The organism is Phycicoccus sp. 3266, from assembly GCF_031456495.1.
Classification (GTDB): domain Bacteria; phylum Actinomycetota; class Actinomycetes; order Actinomycetales; family Dermatophilaceae; genus Pedococcus.
In genome coordinates this window covers 168,583-184,643 of record NZ_JAVDUW010000001.1, presented here as the reverse complement: position 1 = coordinate 184,643, position 16,061 = coordinate 168,583, and the positions used below count along the sequence as shown (strand labels likewise).

Annotated in this window: 13 protein-coding genes and 1 riboswitch; of the genes, 10 read left to right on the top strand and 3 right to left on the bottom strand. The window is 73.6% G+C overall.

What is annotated here, in order from left to right; genetic code table 11:
* Together J2X64_RS00895 and J2X64_RS00890 are read right to left on the bottom strand one after the other, a co-directional pair.
* On the bottom strand, positions 1 to 669 hold the full coding sequence (locus J2X64_RS00895) for a hypothetical protein (protein ID WP_310148280.1): 669 nt from the start codon (positions 667 to 669) through the stop codon (positions 1 to 3).
* A 158-nt stretch (positions 670 to 827) separates the two neighbouring features.
* Positions 828 to 2,267 carry an aminotransferase class V-fold PLP-dependent enzyme gene (locus tag J2X64_RS00890; RefSeq protein ID WP_310148277.1) on the bottom strand — a complete coding sequence of 480 codons (1,440 nt, stop codon included), beginning with the start codon at positions 2,265 to 2,267 and terminating at the stop codon, positions 828 to 830.
* A gap of 39 nt (positions 2,268 to 2,306) precedes the next feature.
* Positions 2,307 to 2,419, bottom strand: a riboswitch (SAM riboswitch).
* A 357-nt stretch (positions 2,420 to 2,776) separates the two neighbouring features.
* Between J2X64_RS00890 and J2X64_RS00885 the strand changes: the two genes are divergently transcribed.
* From J2X64_RS00885 to J2X64_RS00870, 4 genes are all read left to right on the top strand, one after another.
* Entirely contained in the window at positions 2,777 to 5,458 is a 2,682-nt protein-coding gene (locus tag J2X64_RS00885; RefSeq protein ID WP_310148274.1) for a DNA translocase FtsK 4TM domain-containing protein, read from the top strand.
* Between the two features lie 49 nt (positions 5,459 to 5,507).
* A complete protein-coding gene (locus tag J2X64_RS00880; protein ID WP_310148271.1) occupies positions 5,508 to 6,038 on the top strand; it encodes a hypothetical protein in 531 nt (176 codons plus the stop codon).
* Entirely contained in the window at positions 6,035 to 6,238 is a 204-nt protein-coding gene (locus J2X64_RS00875) for a DUF6186 family protein (RefSeq protein WP_310148268.1), read from the top strand. Before J2X64_RS00880 ends, J2X64_RS00875 begins: the two co-directional genes overlap by 4 nt.
* A 73-nt stretch (positions 6,239 to 6,311) precedes the next feature.
* Positions 6,312 to 7,568 (top strand): multidrug effflux MFS transporter, encoded by a 1,257-nt coding sequence (locus J2X64_RS00870; protein ID WP_310148264.1) that lies wholly within the window; start codon positions 6,312 to 6,314, stop codon positions 7,566 to 7,568.
* Here J2X64_RS00870 and J2X64_RS00865 read toward each other — a convergent pair.
* The gene (locus tag J2X64_RS00865) at positions 7,558 to 8,346 is read right to left on the bottom strand and encodes a DUF4118 domain-containing protein (protein WP_310148262.1); all 789 of its coding nucleotides are present in this window, start codon (positions 8,344 to 8,346) and stop codon (positions 7,558 to 7,560) included. The two genes, J2X64_RS00870 and J2X64_RS00865, sit on opposite strands and share 11 nt — an antisense overlap.
* A 127-nt stretch (positions 8,347 to 8,473) precedes the next feature.
* On the opposite strand from J2X64_RS00865, the gene kdpF reads away from it, so the two are divergent.
* From kdpF to J2X64_RS00835, 6 genes are read left to right on the top strand one after another with little or no spacing between them, the layout of a single operon-like run.
* Complete coding sequence (gene kdpF / locus J2X64_RS00860) at positions 8,474 to 8,572, top strand: K(+)-transporting ATPase subunit F (RefSeq protein ID WP_310148259.1); 99 nt, start codon at positions 8,474 to 8,476, stop codon at positions 8,570 to 8,572.
* On the top strand, positions 8,572 to 10,221 hold the full coding sequence (kdpA, locus tag J2X64_RS00855) for a potassium-transporting ATPase subunit KdpA (RefSeq protein WP_310148256.1): 1,650 nt from the start codon (positions 8,572 to 8,574) through the stop codon (positions 10,219 to 10,221). Before kdpF ends, kdpA begins: the two co-directional genes overlap by 1 nt.
* A complete protein-coding gene (kdpB, locus tag J2X64_RS00850) occupies positions 10,218 to 12,242 on the top strand; it encodes a potassium-transporting ATPase subunit KdpB (RefSeq protein ID WP_310148255.1) in 2,025 nt (674 codons plus the stop codon). The genes kdpA and kdpB overlap by 4 nt, the downstream gene beginning before the upstream one ends.
* A gap of 2 nt (positions 12,243 to 12,244) precedes the next feature.
* A complete protein-coding gene (gene kdpC / locus J2X64_RS00845) occupies positions 12,245 to 12,811 on the top strand; it encodes a potassium-transporting ATPase subunit KdpC (RefSeq protein WP_310148253.1) in 567 nt (188 codons plus the stop codon).
* Complete coding sequence (locus J2X64_RS00840) at positions 12,808 to 15,315, top strand: DUF4118 domain-containing protein (protein WP_310148251.1); 2,508 nt, start codon at positions 12,808 to 12,810, stop codon at positions 15,313 to 15,315. Before kdpC ends, J2X64_RS00840 begins: the two co-directional genes overlap by 4 nt.
* Positions 15,312 to 16,001, top strand: a complete 690-nt coding sequence (locus J2X64_RS00835; protein WP_310148247.1) for a response regulator transcription factor — start codon at positions 15,312 to 15,314, stop codon at positions 15,999 to 16,001. The genes J2X64_RS00840 and J2X64_RS00835 overlap by 4 nt, the downstream gene beginning before the upstream one ends.
* The last annotated feature ends 60 nt before the right edge of the window (positions 16,002 to 16,061 follow it).

Genomic DNA, 16,061 nt, shown 5'->3' with positions numbered 1-16,061 from the left:
TCAGGCCTCCTGCCCGCCGCGCCGTGCGGACGCGAGCCCGGCGCCAGTGACCCAGACCGTGAGCAGGGGCAGGGAGGCATATGCCGCCACGGCCAGCCCGTCGACGAGCAGGAAGTACCCGACGCCGGACACCGTGACGGTCAGGGCGAGCAGGACGGCGACGGGGGTCAGCCACCGAGGAAGGCGACCGCGTCGCCCCGCTCGTGCTCCGAGCATGGCGAGGACCGCGATGAGGAGCATCTTGACGCCGTCAGTGCGGCTGACGGCCTGGAACAGGCTTCCGGCGAGACCTGCGTCGTTGGAAGGCACCGCCACGAGGGCGAGGTAGACGCCGAGCGCTGCTTGGACGAGGCTCAGCCCGCCGACGACTGCGCCGAGGGCGGCGATCAGGCGGTCCCCGGCCCGGTGGGCGACGGCTCGCAGGGTGAGGACGAGGGCGATCGCGGTCACGATCTCGGTGACGACGTACTGCGCGGCCACGACGCCCGTGCTACCGGAGGCGGCCGCCAGGACCTCGGCACCGGTGGAGCCCACGGTGGTACCGGTGGAGGTCAGCGTCAGGCCGACGACCCACGCGAGGCTGTACCCGAGGCCGGCGACGGCGACGGTGCGGTCCGGGTACGCGCGGGCGGCGGGCGTGGAGTGGACGAGGGGTGGGGCGACGGTCACGACAACTCCGTGGTTAGAGGTTCTAACCAAAAGTTAGACACTATAACCAGTTGCTGTCAAGGGCCCCTCTGCGGGTAGCCGCAGCGGGGGTGACCGCGCGCGGCCGGGGGCGCCCGGCGGGTATACCGGGCGGCCGGGGAGGGCGCGGCGTGTGCCGGCTACCAGGGGCGGGCGACGTCGAGGGCGCGCGGGTCCTCGACGGGGGCCCAGCCCGACGGGCCGTGGACGTACTCGGCGGCGGGACCGTTCGCGGCGAGCTCGGCCACCGCGGACAGCAGCCGCTCGACGTGCTCGGCCGTCGTCGCCAGGCCGACGCTGGCCCTCACCGCGGTCGTCGGCGCCTCCTCGTCCACGTCGTCGAGCAGCGCGTCGACGCACAGGTGGGCGCAGAACTTGCCGTCGCGGACCCCGATACCGTGCTCGGCCGACAGCGCCGTCGACACGAGCGAGGAGTCGAGCCCGTCGACGGTGAAGGTCGCGACCGCGACCCGCTCGTGGTCGGGACCGAAGATCGAGTAGGTCTGCACGCCCTCGACGGCGGCCAGGCCCTCGAGCAGCCGACGGCCCAGGGCGCTCTCGTGGGCCTCGACGGCGTCGCGGTGGGCTCGCAGGGCCGAGCAGGCCGCGGCGAGGGCGATGGCGCCGATGACGTTCGGGCTGCCGGCCTCGTGCCGGGCGGCGCCCTGCTGCCAGACGACACCGCGGTCCGTCACTGCCTTGGTGGCACCACCACCGGCGAGGTAGGGCGCGGCGGCATCCAGCCAGTCCGCGCGCCCGGCGAGCACGCCGGTGCCGAACGGCGCGTACAGCTTGTGCCCCGACAGCACGACCCAGTCGACGTCCAGGGCCGCGAGGTCGACGGTGCGGTGCGGGGCGTACTGGGCGGCGTCGAGGACGACCCGGGCCCCCGCCCGGCGGGCGATCCGCGCGAGCTCGGCGACGGGCCAGACCTCGCCGGTGACGTTCGAGGCGCCGGCGAGGACGACCAGCCGGTTGCGAGACGGGTGCTCGCGCAGGGCCGTTCGCAGCAGGACGGCGGCGTCGGCCGCGCTGCCGGGCACGGGCAGGCGGTGGGTCCGCCGCGAGGACCAGGGCAGCAGCGCCGCGTGGTGCTCGGACTCGAAGACGAACACGGACGTGTCGCGGGGGAGGCATCGCGCCAGCAGGTTGAACGAGTCGGTGCTGTTGCGGGTGAAGACGACCTCGTCGCCCTCCCGCGCCCCGACGAAGGCGGCAACTTCGGCCCGCGCCTGCTCGTACCACGACGACGTCACGCGCGAGGCCCAGCCGTTGCCCCGGTGGACCGAGGAGTACGTGCGCAGCGCGGTGTCGACGGCCTGCTTGACGCTCACCAGCGCCGGGGTGGAGGCCGCGTGGTCGAAGTTCGCGTAGTCGACGACCCCGGTCAGCGTCGGGACCAGCAGCCGCTCTGACACGACGGCCGGGACGGCGCCGGTCTCGCCGAGCGGCGACGACCCGGTCGTCCGGACGTCCGGCACGGGCCGCAGGTGCTGGCCGCGGGCGTGCGCGAGGGGCGCGCTGCGGCGGGCGGCGGTGGGGTCCGCGTCACGGTGGGAGTCGGTGGTCGCGATCGACATGCGAGGGCCTCCTGGGTCCGGTGGGACCCGGCGCTCGCGGGTCCGCGCTTGCCGGCAGCGGGCGCAGCCGGCCCGGTCGTCACCCGGAGCACCCCACCGCGGAGGAGGGTTGCTGGTCAGCGAGCCGGGGCTTGACGCTGACACTCATGACCTTGGTCGTCGACGGTAGCCGGGGCGGGCCGGTCCGGGCCACCGCGGCCCGGAGCTTCCCGCGATGCGAGACAGGCCGTCCGTCCGGTGGATGCTCCGAGCCGGGGCGGAGGCGCCCCGCCGGGCCGTGGGGCCCCTGCGCCGGCGAACTCGTGGTCGGTCCGCCGGCGCAGGCCCCGCCAGACGCAGAACGAAGCGTGGCACCCGTCACCCCCACCGGGGAACGGGGCGGCGCAGGTGCGGACCGAAGTGGAGACCGCCCGCTCACCCGTTCGGGGGAGGGACCCGGGGCGTAATGTCTGGCCACGGGGTGCGTGTGACGCGTGTGTCCGGTGGGACGGTCGCGTACCCTGCGGAGCATGGCGACACGTCCGTCCACCTCCACGCGCTCCTCGAGCGGCCGGAGCACCGCAACCCGCCCGGCCAACCGGCGCGGGGCGGCGCCGCGCACCGCTGCCGCGCGCGGCAAGGGCAAGGCGCCCAAGGGCGGTGGCCTCCCGCTGCCCTTGCGCGCGCTGCGGGGCACCTGGATGGGCATGGCGCACGTCGCCGGGGGCGCGGTCCGCCGCGTCGGGACCAGCGCCCGCGACCTCGAGCCCGAGCACCGTCGTGACGGGTTCGGCTTCCTCCTGCTCGGCCTGGCCATCGTCGTCGCCGCGCGCGAGTGGTGGTCCTTCCAGGGCCCGGTCGGCGACGTCATCCACGCCGTCGTGGCCGGCACCTTCGGCCGCGTCGCGTATGCCGTGCCGCTGGCCCTGCTCTTCCTCGGCGTCCGCCTGCTGCGCGCCCCTCAGGAGGGCGCGGCGAACTCGCGCATCGGCATCGGGATGGGCGCCCTCGCCTTCGCCGCGTCGGGCCTGACCCACGTCGCCGCCGGGGTGCCCGAGCCGCCGCAGGGCGCCGACGCGATGCGCGACGGCGGCGGCATCATCGGCTTCCTCGCCTCCAGCCCGCTCGAGGCGGCCGTCTCGGTCTACGGCACGGTGCCGATCCTGCTCATGCTGGGCTTCTTCGGCCTGCTCGTCATGACCGCCACCCCGGTCCACATGATCCCCGAGCGGCTCTCCGAGCTGCGCGACCACCTGCTGCACCGCGAGCACCTCGAGGAGCCGGTGGCCGAGCCCGTCGCGGAGAAGCCCCGCCGCCGGCGCCGCCCCGAGCCCGAGGGGCCGATGGAGGGGGACGAGGCGTTCGAGCAGGCCGCGCTCGTCGACAAGGACGGCAAGCGTCTGCGCCCCGGGCAGAAGCGGCCCACCGCGCCCGGTGTCCTGTCGCCGGCCGGCGAGAAGACGCCCGGCAGCGCGGCCCAGAGCCCGGCCGTGGAGGTCAAGGCCCCGCTGGAGGCGCCCCCGACCACGCCGCTGCCGCAGCGCGTCGAGCAGCTGGCGCTCGCCGGCGACGTCACCTACACGCTGCCCGACAACGCGATCCTCGAGCCCGGCTCGCCGCACAAGACCCGCAGTGCCGCCAACGACCGCGTCGTCGAGGCCCTGACCCAGGTCATGGAGCAGTTCGACATCGACGCCCAGGTCACCGGCTTCACGCGTGGCCCGACCGTGACCCGGTACGAGGTCGAGCTCGGCCGCGGCACCAAGGTCGAGCGCGTCACCGCCCTCTCCAAGAACATCGCGTATGCCGTCGCCTCGGCCGACGTCCGCATCCTGTCCCCGATCCCGGGCAAGTCCGCGATCGGCATCGAGATCCCCAACACCGACCGCGAGAAGGTCAGCCTCGGCGACGTCCTGCGCAGCCAGGCGGCCCGCAGCAACGAGCACCCCATGGTCATGGGGGTCGGCAAGGACGTCGAGGGCGGCTACGTCGTGGCGAACCTCGCGAAGATGCCGCACCTGCTCGTCGCCGGTGCCACCGGCGCCGGCAAGTCCTCCTTCGTCAACTCGATGATCACCTCGATCCTCATGCGCTCCACCCCGGACGAGGTGCGCATGGTGCTGGTCGACCCCAAGCGTGTCGAGCTCAACGGCTACGAGGGCATCCCGCACCTCATCACGCCGATCATCACGAACCCCAAGAAGGCCGCCGAGGCGCTGCAGTGGGTCGTGCGCGAGATGGACACGCGCTACGACGACCTCGCCCAGTTCGGGTACAAGCACGTCGACGACTTCAACAAGGCGGTCAAGTCCGGCAAGGTCAAGCCGCTGCCGGGCAGCGAGCGGGTCATCCAGCCGTACCCGTACCTGCTCGTGATCGTCGACGAGCTCGCCGACCTGATGATGGTCGCCCCGCGCGACGTCGAGGAGTCGATCGTCCGCATCACCCAGCTGGCGCGCGCCGCCGGCATCCACCTCGTCCTGGCCACGCAGCGCCCGTCCGTCGACGTCGTCACCGGCCTCATCAAGGCCAACGTGCCGAGCCGGATGGCGTTCGCGACCTCGAGCCTCGCCGACAGCCGCGTCGTGCTCGACCAGCCGGGTGCCGAGAAGCTCATCGGCCAGGGTGACGCGCTGTTCCTGCCCATGGGTGCGAGCAAGCCCATGCGCGTCCAGGGCGCCTGGGTCACGGAGTCGGAGATCCAGCAGGTCGTCAAGCACGTCACCGACCAGCTCAAGCCGAACTACCGCGACGACGTCACCGTTGTCGCGGCGAAGAAGCAGGTCGACGACGACATCGGCGACGACCTCGACCTGCTGCTGCAGGCGACCGAGCTCGTCGTCACCACGCAGTTCGGCTCGACGTCGATGCTGCAGCGCAAGCTGAGGGTCGGCTTCGCCAAGGCCGGGCGGCTCATGGACCTGCTCGAGTCCCGCGGTGTCGTCGGGCCGTCCGAGGGCTCGAAGGCGCGCGACGTGCTCGTCAAGCCCGACGACCTGCCCACCACCCTCGCGCTGATGCGTGGCGAGGAGGTGCCGGACCCCGAGCCCGTCTTCGACGCCGAGGCCGCCGAGGACTCCACGGGCGAGGTGCCCACCGGTGCGTATGCCGCGGACCCGCGGTATGCGAACGACCCCGTCGCGGCGCAGTTCGCCGGGGTCGAGGAGGTCGAGGAGTCGCAGGACGCCTGGGAGCTCACTGGCCGGGACTGAGTCTCCGCCTGGGCGTCCCCGGGCCCGGCCCGGTCCGGCCCTCGGCATCGTGCTGGGCGCGACCGTGGTGCACCTCGTGCGGGCCAACGTCGTGGACGTCGCGGTCTTCCTCGGCACCTCGGTGCTGATGCTGGTGCTGCTGCGCCACGACCGGCCTAGCCGCAGGCCGCCGTGGTGGCTCTCCCGGCCCTGGTCGGGCCCTGCGGCCGCAGGTCTCCTGGGGCTCGTGGTGGCCGTGCAGCCACGGACGTCCGCCGCTGTGCAGCTCGCCCTCGCAGTCGTAGGGGCGCTCGTACTGGTCCTCGTGCTGCGGGCCGGGGCAGGGGGACCGGTCCCCAGGACGTCGACGCGCCGCGCCTGGGTCTGGGCCCTACCGCTGTTGGCGGGGTGCCTGCTCGAGCTCGCCGACTTCCTCAGCCAGCCGGACGCCCGGACGGACAATGCGGACCACCCCACCATCAGCGCGCTGGTCGACCCGACCCTGGACGGACGTCCCGTGCGGGTCGCCGTCACGGTGGTCTGGGTGCTGGTCGGGTGGGCGCTGGTGCGCGTCCTCACGGAGCGGGGGAGCAGGCCGTGACGTCGCGCGCCCTGACGGCAGCGGGGTACCTGGTGCTGGCCGGGTGCCTCGTCGCCGCGGCTCTGGTCGGGCGGCAGCGCCCCGACGTCCTGCCGCGGGTGGCCGACGTGGTCCGGCACGTGGCACGCACCCGGGCGGGGCAGCTGGTCCTGCTCCTGGTCTGGTGGTGGCTGGGGTGGCACTTCGTGCTCGCAGCCTGAGACGGAGGACGGCTCCGGAATGGATCGCGGGCCTGCGGTCGTTGCGACCCCTGTGACCGCAGCCCCCGAGACCGTGACCGACGCAGCACTCGACCACCCGCCCGCTGTGGAGGTGGTCGGGCAGGAGCAGCCCACCGGCGCGGCATACGTCCGGTTCGTCCTCGTCCTCGGCGCCCTCATCGCCATCGGGCCGCTGACGATCGACACCTACCTGCCGGCGCTGCCGTCCATCACGCGGGACCTGTCGGCGTCGGAGACTGCGGTGCAGGCCACGCTCACCGGCATCCTGCTCGGGATGGGCCTCGGGCAGCTGCTCGTCGGGCCGCTCTCCGACGCGGTGGGCCGCCGCCGGCCGCTCATCGCCGGCATCGCGCTGCACATCGCGGCGTCGCTGTTCTCGGCGTTCGCCCCCACCATCCAGCTGCTGACCGTGGGCCGCGTGCTGCAGGGCCTGGGCAACGCCTCGGTCGCCGTCGTCTCGATGGCGATCGTGCGGGACCGGTTCGAGGGGAACGCGGCGGCGACGATGCTCTCGCGGCTCATGCTCGTCATGGGCCTCGCGCCGGTGCTCGCGCCCACCCTCGGTGGCGCGATCCTGCAGAAGACGTCGTGGCGCGGGGTGTTCGTCCTGCTCGCCATCGCGGGTGTGGTGCTGGTGACCATCGCCGCGCTGGCGCTGCGCGAGACGCTCCCGCCCGAGCGGCGCCGGCCGCTGGCGGCGCGCGAGGTGCTGCGCACGTACGGGTCGCTGCTGCGGGACCGCACCTTCATCGGGCTGACGCTGATCAGCGGTCTGATGTTCGCGACGCTGTTCTCGTACATCGGCGGGTCGTCCTTCGTGCTGCAGGACATCTACGGCCTCACGGTCGCGCAGTTCGGGCTCGCGTTCGGGCTCAACTCGATCGGCTTCCTGTCCGGCTCGCAGCTCAACCCGGTGCTGCTGCGCCGGTTCGAGCCGCAGGTGCTCGTGCGGTTCGGCGTCGGCATCGCGACCCTCGCGGCCTTGGCGCTGCTCGCCGGCGCGGCCACCGGTGTCGGCGGCCTCGTCAGCGTGCTCGTGCCGCTGTGGCTGATCCTCTTCGCCTGCGGCCTCACGCTGCCCAACACGCCGGCTCTGGCGCTGACCCGCCACGGCGAGGCGGCCGGCACCGCAGCGGCAATGCTCGGCGCCGCGCAGTTCGTCATCGGCGGCGCGGCGGCCCCGGTGATCGGGCTGCTCGGGTCCGGCTCGGCCGTGCCGATGGCCCTGGTCATGGCCGTCACCGCCTCCCTGGCGGCGGTCACCGCGGCGCTGACGCTGCGCGGACGGCTCGTCGCCGTCAGCGACTGACGCCGAGCAGGCCCGACAGCTGGTCGGCCAGCAGGACGGCCACCCGGCGCTGCTGCTGCGTCGGGCGGGCGACCCGTGAGGCCGCGGTGAGGGCGAAGTAGCCACGCTGTCGGCCGCCCGCCTGCACGGGCAGCAGCACCACCTCGTCGATCGGCAGCCCGCTGCGGTCGACGTCCAGCGCGATCCCCGAGCGGGTCACCGAACCGTCCCGGCCCAGCACGGGTCCGCCGGGGAGGTGCTCGGAGGCGTGGTACTCGCAGGCGTCGAGGTGGAGCACGTCGCGGATGCGGGAGGCGACGGCGGCGGTCACCGGTGAGGAGGCCTCGCCCGGCGCGGCGACGGCCTCGGCCGTGGCCATGACGCCGTCGAGGTAGCCGCGCTCGCGCCCCAGCTCGGCGCGCTGGCGCTGGCCCCACAGGGCGAGCTCGTTGACGGCGAACCCGACGAGCAGCAGCAGGACCGCGACCTGCACGTCCTCGGCGTCGTGGATCGCCAGGCTCTCGTAGGGCCGGGTGAGGAAGTAGTCGAAGCCGACCGCGCTGGAGACCGACGCGCTGAGGCCGGCCGACCGCAGGCCGGTCGCCGACGCCGCCACGATGAGCAGCGCCAGCCCGACGACCGCGCTGGCGTCGGGCACGGGACGCCCGGTCGCGGCCAGGAGGGCGCACAGCGCGAAGGGGACCACCGCGGCCACGACCGCGACCAGGGTCCGTCGCGAGGACAGGAGCTCGTCGATCTGCACACCACCATGACGCGCCCGGATCTCGTTGCCGGTCAAGGGTCTTGACGCCTTCCTGATGCCGGGACCACGGCCCACGACGGTCCCCGGTCACGTAGGCCGTCAAGATCGCGTCAACGCCCGTCAGCAGCCCGTCAAGGCCGCGTCCGGTGGGCGCGGGCGGCCCTTGACTGGCAGCGTGATCGAGAACCTCGTGGCCGGAGTCGTCGGCACCGCCCTCCTCGCGTACCTCGTCTACGCACTGGTCCGCCCGGAGCGCTTCTGATGTCGGACGCCGTCAGCGGCCTGCTGACCATCGCCCTGCTCGTCGCCCTCCTCGCCATCGCCTACCACCCCCTCGGGGCGTGGATGGCGCGCGTCTTCACGGACACGCGCCACTGGCGGGTCGAGCGGCTCGTCTACCGCGCGGTGCGGGTCGACCCCGACTCGCAGCAGGGGTGGCGGGCGTACGCCACGAGCGTCCTGGCGTTCTCCGTCGCCGGCATCGTGGCCCTCTTCCTGCTCATCGTCGTCCAGACCCACCTGCCGCTGCGCCAGGGCGCCGCCGGCATGGGCGTGACGACCGCGGTGAACACCGCGATCTCCTTCGTCACCAACACCAACTGGCAGTCGTATGCCGGTGAGGTGGGTGCGACGCCGGTCGTCCAGACCCTGGGGCTGACGGTCCAGAACTTCGTGTCCGCCGCCGTCGGGTTGGCGGTCGCAGTCGCGCTCATCCGGGCCCTGACCCGCCGGGCAGGCCACGACCTCGGCAACTTCTGGGTCGACCTCGTGCGCGGTGTCGTCCGCGTCCTGCTGCCCCTGTCGTTCGTCGCGGCGATCGTCCTGCTGGCCGGGGGAGTGGTGCAGAACCTCTCCGCGCCGACGACCGTGACCGGGCCGTCCGGCGCCCACCAGGTCGTCCGCGGCGGGCTGGTCGCCTCCCAGGAGGCGATCAAGGTGCTCGGCACCAACGGCGGCGGTTACTTCAACGCCAACTCGGCGCACCCGTTCGAGAACCCGAACGCCCTCACCAACCTGCTCGAGGTCTTTCTGCTCCTCGTCGTGCCGTTCGCCCTCACCCGCACGTACGGCCTCATGGTCGGCGACCGGCGCCAGGGCTGGGCCCTGGGTGGTTTCGCGGCCACGCTGTGGGGCGCCGGCGTCGCGCTCACGACGTGGGCGGAGGTCCACGCGAGCGGTGCGGTCACCGGCTCGATGGAGGGCAAGGAGCAGCGCTTCGGTGTCTGGGCCTCTAGCCTGTTCGCGGCCTCGACGACCAGCACCTCGACGGGCGCGGTCAACTCGATGCACGAGAGCTTCAGCCCCCTCGGCGGTGGTGTGGTCCTCACCAACATGGTGCTGGGCGAGGTCTCGCCGGGCGGTGTGGGCTCGGGCCTGTACGGCATCGTCGTCATCGCGCTCATCTCGGTCTTCGTCGCCGGGCTCATGGTCGGCCGCACCCCCGAGTACCTCGGCAAGACGGTCGGGCGCCAGGAGATGACCTGCGCGGCGCTCTACGTGCTGGTGATGCCGGTGCTCGTCCTCGTCTTCGCGGGGCTGTCCCTGGCGATGCCCGGGCCCCGGTCGACGATGCTCGCCACCGGGCCGCACGGCCTCACCGAGGTGCTCTACGCGTACGCCTCGGCGGCCAACAACAACGGCAGCGCGTTCGCCGGGCTGACCGCCGACACGCCCTGGTACAACCTGACGCTCGCCGCCTGCATGCTGCTCGGCCGGTTCGTACCCCTGGTGCTCGTCCTGAGGCTCGCCGGCCTGCTCGCCGAGCAGCGCCCACGCCCGGCGACCGCAGGCACCATGCCCACCCACACCCCCCTGTTCGTCGGGCTGCTGACCGGCATCGCCGTCATCGTCGCCGGGCTCACCTTCTTCCCGGCGCTCGCCCTCGGTCCCGTCGCGGAGGCCCTGTCATGACCGTCCCCCTGTCCACCGTGGCCGCGCAGGCCGTCGCCAAGCTCGACCCCCGCCACCTGTGGCGCGCGCCCGTCATCTTCGTCGTCTGGGTCGGTTCGGTGCTCACCACCGTCCTGGCCGCCGTCGACCCCAGCACCTTCGCGTGGTCCGTCGCCGGGTGGCTCTGGGCGACGGTGCTGTTCGCGAATGCCGCGGAGGCCGTCGCCGAGGGCCGCGGCAAGGCCCAGGCGGCGAGCCTGCGCGCGACCAAGCGCGAGACCACCGCGCGCCGGCGCCGGCCCGACGGCTCGATCGAGACCGTGCCCGGGAGCGAGCTGTCCGTGGGCGACGTCGTGGTCGTGTCGGCCGGCGAGGTCGTCCCCGGCGACGGCGAGGTCGTCGAGGGGGTGGCCACCGTCGACGAGTCCGCCATCACCGGCGAGTCGGCGCCGGTCATCCGCGAGTCGGGAGGCGACCGCAGCGCCGTCACCGGCGGCACGACGGTGCTCTCCGACGAGGTGGTCGTGCGCATCACGACCCGCCCCGGGGAGAGCTTCATCGACCGGATGATCGCGCTCGTCGAGGGCGCCGAGCGGCAGAAGACCCCCAACGAGATCGCCCTGACGATCCTGCTGACCACCCTGACGATCGTCTTCCTCGTCACCGTGATGGCGATCCAGCCGCTCGCCGCCTACTCCGGGCGCCCCCAGCCGGTCGTCGTCCTCGTGGCCCTGCTCGTCTGCCTCATCCCGACCACGATCGGCGCGCTGTTGTCGGCCATCGGCATCGCGGGCATGGACCGGCTCGTGCAGCGCAACGTCCTTGCCATGTCCGGCCGGGCGGTCGAGGCCGCCGGTGACGTGTCCACCCTGCTGCTCGACAAGACCGGGACCATCACGTTCGGCAACCGCCGCGCCACCGACCTGCGCGCCCTGGCCGGCACCTCGGCCCACGAGCTGGCCGACGCGGCCCACCTGTCCTCGCTCGCCGACGCCACCCCGGAGGGGAAGTCGATCGTCGACCTGGCCCACACGGCATACGGCGTGGACGGGGGACGCACCGCGGAGGCCCTCGCCCTCGACGGCGCCGAGTTCGTCGAGTTCAGCGCGACGACCCGGATGTCCGGTGTCGACCTGCCCGACGGGACGCGCATCCGCAAGGGCGCGGGCTCGGCCGTCCGGGCGTGGGTCGAGGAGACGGGCGGAAGCGTGCCGGCCGAGGCGCAGGTCGTCGTCGACGCCATCAGCGGCGACGGCGGCACCCCGCTGGTCGTCGCCCGGCAGGCCGGGCCGCTCCCAGCGGCCGTCCTGGGGGTCGTGCACCTCAAGGACGTCGTGAAGCCGGGCATGCGCGAGCGGTTCGACGTCATGCGCCGCATGGGGATCCGCACCGTGATGATCACCGGCGACAACGCCCTGACGGCCAAGTCGATCGCGGCCGAGGCGGGGGTCGACGACTTCCTCGCCGAGGCGACGCCCGAGGACAAGATGCGGCTGATCAGGGCCGAGCAGGAGGGTGGCCGGCTGGTCGCCATGACCGGCGACGGCACCAACGACGCGCCCGCGCTCGCCCAGGCCGACGTCGGTGTCGCGATGAACTCGGGCACCGCAGCCGCCAAGGAGGCCGGCAACATGGTCGACCTCGACTCCGACCCGACCAAGCTCATCGAGGTGGTCGAGATCGGCAAGCAGCTGCTCATCACCCGCGGGGCGCTGACGACGTTCTCGATCGCCAACGACGTCGCGAAGTACTTCGCGATCATCCCGGCGATGTTCGTCGGGCTCTTCCCGGGACTCGACGCGCTCAACGTCATGCGGCTGCACTCGCCCGAGTCGGCCATGCTCTCGGCCGTCGTCTTCAACGCGCTCGTCATCGTTGCCCTGATCCCGTTGGCGCTCAGGGGAGTCCGCTACACGCCGTCGAGCGCAGCCGCCCTCCTGCGGCGCAACCTGCTCGTCTACGGCGTGGGTGGCGTCGTCGCCCCCTTCATCGGCATCAAGGCGATCGACCTGGTCGTCTCCCTTCTCCCCGGATTGGCCTGACCATGACCTCCACCACGCGCCAGCTCATCGCCTCCGCACGCAGGCTGTTCGTCCTCACCGCCCTGCTCGGCGTCCTCTACCCGGCGGCCGTGTGGGGGGTCGGACGGGTCGCGTTCCCCGGCCAGGCCGAGGGCTCACTGGTACGACGCGACGGCGTCGTGGTCGGCTCGAGCCTGCTGGGGCAGGACTTCCGGGGCGACCGCTGGTTCACCGGCCGCCCGTCCACCAGCGCGTATGCCGGTGGCACGAGCGGGGGCTCGAACCTCGCCGCCTCCTCGGCCGACCAGGTGAAGGCGGTGCGCGGGCGGGCGGCGGCATACCGGACGGCATACGGCACCGCGGCCCCGGCGGACGCGCTCACGGCCTCTGCGAGCGGGCTCGACCCGCACATCTCACCCGCCGACGCGGCGGCGCAGGTGCACCGCGTCGCGGCGGCCCGCGGACTGCCCGACGCGACCGTCGGCCGCCTCGTCGAGCAGCACACACAGGGGCGCGTCCTGGGCTTCCTCGGCGAGCCCCGGGTGAACGTCCTCGAGCTGAACCTCGCGTTGGAGACAATCGGCAGGTGAGCAGGGGAGTGCTGCGGGTCTACCTCGGCGCCGCACCGGGCGTCGGGAAGACCGTCGCCATGCTCTCCGAGGGCCACCGCCGACGCGACCGCGGCACCGACGTCGTCATCGGCGTCTGCGAGAGCCACGGCCGGGCGCACACCGCCTCGCTGCTGGAGGGGCTCGAGGAGGTGCCGCGGCGCGCGGTCGAGCACCGGGGCGCGACCCTGACCGAGCTCGACGTGCAAGGCGTCATCGCCCGGCGGCCCCAGGTCGTCCTGGTCGACGAGCTCGCCCACACCAACGTCCCCGGCAGCGCGCACACCAAGCGGTGGGAGGACGTCGAGGAGATCCTGGCGGCCGGGATCGACGTCATCTCGACGGTCAACATCCAGCACCTGGAGTCGCTCAACGACGTCGTCGAGTCCATCACCGGGGTGCGCCAGCAGGAGACCGTCCCCGACGACGTGGTCCGCGGGGCCGACCAGATCGAGCTCGTCGACATGTCGCCGCAGGCTCTGCGGCGGAGGCTGGCGCACGGCAACGTCTATGCCGCCGAGCGGGTCGACGCGGCCCTCGCCAACTATTTCCGCGAGGGCAACCTGACCGCCCTGCGCGAGCTGTCGCTGCTGTGGCTGGCCGACCGCGTCGAGGAGGGGCTGGATCGGTACCGCTCCGACCGCGGCATCACCGAGCCGTGGCCGACCCGGGAGCGGGTGGTGGTGGCGCTCACCGGCGACGCCGAGGGACGGACCCTCCTGCGCCGGGCCGCGCAGATCGCCTCCCGCGGCGCCGGCGGCGAGCTGCTCGCCGTCTACGTCACGCCGCCGGACGGGCTCGTCGACGCCAGGCTGGAGCAGCTCGACGAGCTGCGGCGGATGACCGTCGAGCTGGGCGGGACGTTCCACACGGTCAAGGGCGAGGACATCGCCACGGCACTGCTCGAGTTCGCACGCGGGGTCTCCGCACGGCAGATCGTGATCGGGGCGTCACGGCGACGGCGCTGGCAGGAGGTCCTGTCACCGGGCGTCGGCCAGAAGGTCGTCGAGGGCGCGGGCGAGATCGACGTGCACCTCGTGACGCACGAGCTCACCCGGTCGGTGCGCGCGCCGTGGCGGTTCGGCCCCGAGCTCGGGCGCCGCCGCACGGCCCTCGGGTGGGCGCTCGCCGTGGTGGGCACGGCGGCGCTGACCGCGCTCCTGCACCTCACGCCCGGCTGGCACGACCTGCCGCTGGAGGTGCTGCTCTTCCTGCTCCTCACCGTGGTCACCGCCCTGGTCGGCGGCGTCTGGCCCGCCGTCGCGGCCGCGGTGCTGGGCAGCACCACGATCAACTGGTTCTTCACGCCACCCGTCCACACCCTCACCATCTCCGACCCGCAGAACCTCGTGGCGCTCGCCGTCTTCCTGCTCGTCGCGGTCGCGGTCTCGTCGGTGGTCCACGTCAGCGAGCGCCGGGCCGCCGCGGCGCGCGAGGCCCAGCGCGAGGCCGCCGCCCTGGCCACCTCGGCCGAGTCGCTGCTCGCCGAGCGCGACCAGCTGCCGGCCCTGCTGCGCCAGGTCGTGGACTTCTTCGGGGTCGCGTCCGCCGCGGTGGTCCGCCGGCCGACCGTCCGCGACCCGTGGCAGGTGCTCGCGGCCACCGCCGGGTTCGACGTCGACGCCGTCCGCGACGCGTCGGTGCGGGCGCCGGTGGACGACACCACCTCGCTCGTCCTGCTCGGCCGGGTCGTGTCGGCGCAGGACCGACGGCTCGTGTCGGCGTTCGCCGAGCGGGCCGGCGCCATCCTGCGCCGCGAAGAGCTCGTCCGGCTGGCAGACGAGGGCCGGGCGCTGGCCAAGGACAACCGCGCCCGCACCGCGCTCCTCGCTGCGGTGTCACACGACCTGCGCACACCCCTGGCCAGCATCAAGGCGGCGGCGTCCAGCCTGCGCCAGCCGGACGTCGTCTTCGGCGAGGCGGACCGTGCCGACCTGCTCGAGACGATCGAGGAGTCGACGGACCGGCTCACGGGGCTGGTCACCAACCTGCTCGACATGTCGCGCCTGCAGAGCGGTGCCGTCGTGCCCCGCACCGGGCCGGTGCTGCTCGACGCGGCCGTCGCCACCGCGGCCGCGACCCTGCCGGAGGGGCAGCGGGTGCGGCTCACCGCCGACCCCGAGATGCCCCCGGCCCTCGCCGACCCCGGCCTGCTCGACCGCGTGCTCGCGAACGTGCTCGAGAACGCCCTGCGCCACTCCACCGGTGAGGTCGTCGTCGCGCTGTCGGCGACCGCGGACCGGGTGCTGCTGCGGGTCGTCGACCGGGGGGTGGGCGTGCCCGAGGGCGCCAAGGAGGCGATCTTCGCGCCGTTCCAGCGGTACGGCGACGCCCCGAGGGGCACCGGCGTCGGCCTCGGGCTCGCCGTGGCCCGCGGGCTCGTCGAGGCGATGGCGGGCACGATCGGCGCCGAGGACACGCCCGGCGGCGGCCTCACCGTCGTGGTCGAGCTGCCCCGGTCGCGCCCTGACAGGATGGACGTGTGAGCCGGGTCCTGGTGGTCGACGACGAGCCGCACCTGCTGCGCACCCTCGCGATCAACCTGCGGGCCCGCGAGTACGCCGTCGAGACCGCCGGCGACGGCCGCAGTGCGCTGCAGGCGTTGCACGACGGCGGGGCGGACGTCGTCATCCTCGACCTCGGGCTGCCCGACCTCGACGGCGTGGAGGTGCTGCGCCGCATCCGCGACTCCTTCGACGTGCCCGTCATCGTGCTGTCGGCCCGCACCGACTCCGTCGACAAGGTCGAGGCGCTCGACCTCGGCGCCGACGACTACGTCACCAAGCCGTTCGCGATGGACGAGCTGCTGGCGCGGATCCGGGTCGCACTGCGCCGGAACGACGGCAGCACTCCGTCGACCCTGCCGCCGCTCCGCACGGCCCACTTCGAGCTCGACTTCGCCGAGCGCCGGGCGTTGGCCGGCGGTGCGCCGGTGCGGCTGACGCCGACCGAGTGGAGCCTGCTGGAGGTGCTGGCCCGGCACGCCGGCCACCTCGTGCCGCAGCGCGACCTGCTGCGCGAGGTGTGGGGGCCGGGGTACGGGCGCGAGTCCAACTACCTGCGTGTCTACGCCAACCAGCTGCGCCGCAAGCTCGAGCCCGACCCCGCGGCGCCGCGCTACCTGCTCACCGAGCCCGGCCAGGGCTACCGGCTCGTCGACCCCGGCGCCTGACCACCGTCGGTCCGCGCCGGGTTCGGTGTCCGCGTGGGCGAGGCTCCAGTCCCTAGGGTG

Coding starts and splice junctions, on each gene's coding strand:
- kdpA (WP_310148256.1), top strand. CDS start 8,572: ATGTCGGACGCCGTCAGCGGCCTGCTGACCATCGCCCTGCTCGTCGCC.
- J2X64_RS00885 (WP_310148274.1), top strand. CDS start 2,777: ATGGCGACACGTCCGTCCACCTCCACGCGCTCCTCGAGCGGCCGGAGC.
- kdpC (WP_310148253.1), top strand. CDS start 12,245: ATGACCTCCACCACGCGCCAGCTCATCGCCTCCGCACGCAGGCTGTTC.
- kdpB (WP_310148255.1), top strand. CDS start 10,218: ATGACCGTCCCCCTGTCCACCGTGGCCGCGCAGGCCGTCGCCAAGCTC.
- J2X64_RS00890 (WP_310148277.1), bottom strand. CDS start 2,267: ATGTCGATCGCGACCACCGACTCCCACCGTGACGCGGACCCCACCGCC.